Origin of the sequence: Pricia sp. (assembly GCF_041745955.1) — a bacterium.
In the GTDB taxonomy this organism is placed as follows: domain Bacteria; phylum Bacteroidota; class Bacteroidia; order Flavobacteriales; family Flavobacteriaceae; genus Pricia.
Genome location: NZ_JBGTHY010000028.1, coordinates 1 through 5002 on the forward strand (window position 1 = coordinate 1; position 5002 = coordinate 5002).

Genomic DNA, 5002 nt, shown 5'->3' on the forward strand with positions numbered 1-5002 from the left:
TCGAACCAGTCGTCGACAATGCGTACGACGGGTTTCAAATCTGGAGTGAAATCGTCGAGCACGATGGCGTTGGAATGCGACATGGCATCCCACCATTGCCAGTTGGAATGGTATTCCGTAGGGAATTCGGCCAAGGCAGGATGATTTGGATTGCAGAGGATGCCCAAGGTGTGTGGTTTTTGACCGTTCGTCCAAGAGGTGTTCCAGAAGATACTGGAGAAACCGACGCCGATATCCCCGCCCATTTCGGGGGCGATATCGCCCTTGGTGATATTAAGTAGCACTTTTCCGCCATTCTCTAAATAGGCAATGGTACCAGCATCCAATTTTTGGACGATTCGCATTTCTTTGGATTTTTCGATAGGTTCTTTTTTGGAAGGATAGACCCAAACGTCCCAACTGTTCTTATTTTCCCCAACGTGCACGCTCAAAGTAAGCTTTTGGGCTTTTTCGGCTTTTTTCAGATCCGCGGAAATAGCTCCTAATGGGATGCCGTTGCCGATGGGAATATTTTTTTGGGGCAGTTCGCCCTCAGCAAAAATTCCACCATCTTTATCGGCAAGTTCCCATTTTGGGACGATATCGTTCAAGGGTTCTTTCCCGAAATGGGCTACCTCAACGGAAGCTTTAAAGGTATCGGTATCTAAAAATATCCGTTTTTCCATCCGGGCCAAGGGAACGGTTTCACTATTAAACTCCCTATATTCCTCGGGCGTGACGTATCCTTTTTCCTCCCAAAAGGCATCCAGAACACCGATAAGGGCGGTACCTTGTCCGGGAAAATCATGCAGATCCAAGAGCTGAAACCCTGCCATATCCTTGGTTCGCAGGGCGGCCTCGATGTCGGCCTTATAGCAGAGTGTCTGCAATTTGCCCGAGGCCAAAAGCAGGCTGTCGGCCAAGTGGCCCATGTCGTTTTCTTCCAAAGTCTCCTTGAAAATCTCGAAGTTTTTAGGTTTGGTAACACCCGTGTATTTTGACATCTCCTTAAAGTTGGGATATACACACCATTGGCCCATTTCATGGCTTATGTAAGGCATGGGCGTTTTTGCGATCATCTCCGAATAGTCGAATTCCGTCTGCGGAGGTTCGGCGTTGATGATACTTTTCAGGTTCTGGTTCCATTGTTGAATGCGTGGCCCGGCATGGTTATAGAAATCCATATTGTCGAGGTAGGGCCATCCGGCGCCACTGGTGTAGACCCTGCGGTCGTCAAAGGCTTTCATATGGTCGACGAATTGGGTCAGATATTCCTTATGGTTATCCCCGGAAGGTTCGTTACCATAGGCCATCATCACAAAAGAGGGATGGTTGCCGTAGGTGGCAATAATATCCTCGGCTTCCTTGTAGATAAAGCGGTCGATAGGTTTCCCGTCGCCGATAGCAGCCCAGGCCGCGGCCTCGACCTGAAGGTAAACGCCCAGTTCGTCTGCCGCTTGAAAAGCAGCTTGGGGCGGACACCAAGAGTGGAACCGCATGTGGTTCAGACCGTGGTTTTGGATGGTTTTAAGGATGCGTTTCCATTCGTCTACATCCGTTGGCGGATAACCCGTCAGCGGAAAAATAGCACACTACAAGGTGCCCCGCAGGAATACAGGCCGGCCGTTGACCGCAAATTGCTTTCCGTTGGCCTTGAAATCGCGCATGCCAAAGACGACTTCCTTTTTATGATTTCCAGCTTCGGATTCCAATTTGAGATGCATCGTATATAGATTCGGGTCGAACTCGTCCCACAGCAGTGGATCCTCTCCCATTAAATATTCCATCTCGAACTTCCCTACGGTATCGATTTGCATTTCCTTGACCTTGCTTTCCAGAATTCCCGCGTCGCCAGAGGTTTTGGCATTCATGGTCAGTTTGGTCATTTGGGGTTGTCCCGTGGCATTGCGAACGGTTCCTTTGGCGACGACCTTCTTTTGGGCCACATCGGGGTAGAGCTGCACGGACTCGATATAAACCGGATTCATCGCCCTTAATTCGATATCGCCGACAATCCCGTTCCAGTTCGTCTGGGTGTTGTCGGAAACGCTATGGGCATCCACCCCTGGATCGATATCCTTGATCCGGTTGTCGATACGCAGGGTGACCGTGTGCTCGCCGGGGGAGAGGTATTCGGCCAGATTATAGTCGTGCGGCGTTCCGAGCGTATTTTTCATTCCCACTTTCCCGCCATCGACCCAAAGTGTCGTTTCCCAATGTGCGCGTTCTAAATGTAAATTGACCGCTTTCCCTTTCCAATCTTCGGGGATATCGACCTTCTTTTGGTACCAGGCGGGCCCGGTGTAGACCTTATTGGGACTCAACCAAAACGAAACTTTGATATTGCCCGGCTGTCGGTATTTCTCCCATTTCGGACTTTTATACCAGGCACTGTCGTTCCACATACTGCCCGTCCACTTCGTATTGACGGAAATATCGTCTCCCTTTCCATTTTCGGCCATGGATCCCGGAAGCGAAATAGTGTCGGACAGGTCTTTGTCGAACCATTTTTCGGATACGCCCCGGTCTAACGAATCGATTTGGAAATGCCACGTGCCGGAAAGATCGATTGTTTTGGTCTTTTCTTTTCCGCAGGACAGGAAAAGGAGAAATGGGATCGATAGTAGGATATATTTGATTTTCATCATTTATTTATTGAAAAAAGTTATGATTGCCTCTGCAAGTACTTGATGTCCTTTTTCGTTGATATGGTTGTTTTGGGCCATGTATGTCTTTAAGTCTTCGGACTTTGCGATTTTCTTGAATAGCGCATAACTATCCACTAATCCAACTTCATATTTCTTGGCGAGTTGCCTGATTTGCTCGCTGTGTTTTTCCAATTCCGTATCCGAAGAAAGTATATTCTCATTTAAATCCGGGGTCGGGGTCATTAGGATGATTTTGGTGCCATAGCTTTTTGCCTCCCGTATCATATTTTCCCAAGCTATTTTGGCCCGCTCCAATCCTAATCTTCTATCATTAAGGGCATAATCGATAAAAAGTACGTCAGGTCTGTGGTTGAGCACCTCATCCTTAAAGCGTTCCCCACCTTGCTCGGACTGTTCCCCACCGATAGCCGTGACGATGGTGTTCGCAACGGCATGGGGATAAATTTTTTTTATTTTTTTCAAGGTTTGATGCGGATAAGATGCCAATGTGCGCACATTAGGCGTATCAAAATATCCCGACGGCACGGAATGACCGTGGAATACCAAGTTGATGGTGCGGTTGTCAGGCCATTTTTCTTGGAGTTCGGTTTTTACGGAATCGAGATAGGTTTCCGGACTTGCCTTTTGTGGGGCTTGGATGTAGCTGGAAACAAAGAAGGTCAAGAGTAAAACTCTCAATCTTCCGAAAAATATGTTTTGTGTTTTTTTCATTTCAAACTCCCTTAAAAAAGGACTGTTTTGATCTATTCTGCATGTTCGATGGTCTGCGCTGACCTGCAAGGTGTGGTTAACCTTTTCATGTTTTATCCTTCGTCAACTCCATTTCAATCTCTTCCAAACTCTTTCCTTTGGTTTCCGGCAATTTTCTTTGGATGAACAAATATCCTAAAACACATATCCCACTATACACCCAAAATGTACCATACGCCCCAAGGGCATCGTTCAAAATTGGAAAAGTGAACGTGAGTACGAACGAGGCTATCCAGAGGGACAAGGTTGCGATGGACATGGCCAAGCCTCGCAATCGGTTCGGGAATATTTCTGAAAGCACTACCCATGTAATCGGTGCGAGCGACATGGCGTAAATGGCAATGGCCGTAATAACAAGAACCAGTACCGGCCAACCGGTAAACTCAAAATAGTAGGCACCGCCTAGAATGGTGTAGACTACTGCCAGCCCTATCGATCCGAACAGCATCAATTTGCGACGGCCCCAACTATCTACCGTGCGCATGGCAACGAAAGTGAAAATCAGGTTGACACTACCGGTGATGATGATATTGAACAGCATGTCGCCGACGGAATATCCCGCAGCGGTAAATATTTCATCCGCATAGTTGAAGATGATGTTGATACCGCACCACTGTTGGAAAACCGCCAATACGATACCGATAATCAGGATAGGAAGCACCTTTACGCTCTTCAACTCTGAGAAAGAAATTTTTCGGCCTTGGTCCTTCTCAAGGGTTAGTTTCATGTTTTTGACCTCGGTCTCGGCGTAAGCCCTGCCCCCGATTTTTTCAAGAACACCGATTGCACGGGTCTCATCTCCAATCTTCGCCAAAAACCGGGGACTTTTAGGTACGACGAACATCAGAACAAAAAAGAGTCCCGCCGGGATCAGTTCTGCCCAAAACATCCAGCGCCAGCCCATTTGTCCGTTCCAAGACGCTGCGATTTCTTGAGGAGTCATTTCTGGGGAAATCGGTTCCGCAATAGCGTAGTTCGCGATCTGCGCGGCCAAGATTCCGATAACGATAGTTAACTGGTTGATGGCCACGAATTGCCCCCGATATTTCGCCGGGGCGATTTCGGCGATGTACATGGGCGATAAAGTAGATGCCAGTCCGATGCCCAGCCCACCAATTAGGCGATAGATAATAAATGGTGTGAAATCGTCAGCATATCCAGTGCCGAAGGCCGATATCGTAAACAAGGCCGCTGCCATGATCAAGGGGATTTTACGGCCTAGGCGATCCGCCAAAGCGCCTGAGAGCACTGCCCCGAAAATACAGCCGACCAAGGCACTGCTTACGGCCCAACCCTGTACGGTAGCTTGATCGGTAATACCAAAGAAGAGCTCGTAAAAAGGCTTGGCCCCACCAATGACAACCCAATCGTAGCCGAACAGAAAGCCGCCCATGGCGGATACCAAGGCTAGAAAGAGGAGGTATTTAAAGTTGAATTTTGTGTTGGTCATTGATACTATATTTATTTTTCCTTAAAAAGGTCCTTAATTGGTTCCCCAACTTTTGTTAGGTTGGGGACCTAATTCGATTTTAAGATGCCCTCCCTTAAAAAATTCTGAAACAGGGAATTCGAAACTATTCCATTTTTTACCATTTAATAATGTG

At 47.6% G+C, this 5002-nt stretch carries 4 protein-coding genes; all 4 read right to left on the minus strand.

The genetic code is table 11. The features are described from left to right. Nucleotides 1-1478 (minus strand): glycoside hydrolase family 2 TIM barrel-domain containing protein (locus ACEW8S_RS00980; protein ID WP_373516327.1); only part of this gene is annotated, 1478 nt, incomplete at its 3' end. 93 nt (nucleotides 1479-1571) lie between these two features. After that, complete coding sequence (locus tag ACEW8S_RS00985; protein WP_373516328.1) at nucleotides 1572-2627, minus strand: sugar-binding domain-containing protein; 1056 nt, start codon at nucleotides 2625-2627, stop codon at nucleotides 1572-1574. Next, nucleotides 2628-3359 (minus strand): SGNH/GDSL hydrolase family protein, encoded by a 732-nt coding sequence (locus ACEW8S_RS00990; protein WP_373516329.1) that lies wholly within the window; start codon nucleotides 3357-3359, stop codon nucleotides 2628-2630. Nucleotides 3360-3444: 85 nt separating this feature from the next. Continuing rightward, the gene (locus tag ACEW8S_RS00995) at nucleotides 3445-4848 is read right to left on the minus strand and encodes a sugar porter family MFS transporter (RefSeq protein ID WP_373516330.1); all 1404 of its coding nucleotides are present in this window, start codon (nucleotides 4846-4848) and stop codon (nucleotides 3445-3447) included. Nucleotides 4849-5002: the final 154 nt, after the last annotated feature.

Excerpts from the sequence above, each read along its gene's own strand:
- ACEW8S_RS00985 (WP_373516328.1), bottom strand. The coding sequence starts at position 2,627 with ATGATGAAAATCAAATATATCCTACTATCGATCCCATTTCTCCTTTTC.
- ACEW8S_RS00990 (WP_373516329.1), bottom strand. The coding sequence starts at position 3,359 with ATGAAAAAAACACAAAACATATTTTTCGGAAGATTGAGAGTTTTACTC.
- ACEW8S_RS00995 (WP_373516330.1), bottom strand. The coding sequence starts at position 4,848 with ATGACCAACACAAAATTCAACTTTAAATACCTCCTCTTTCTAGCCTTG.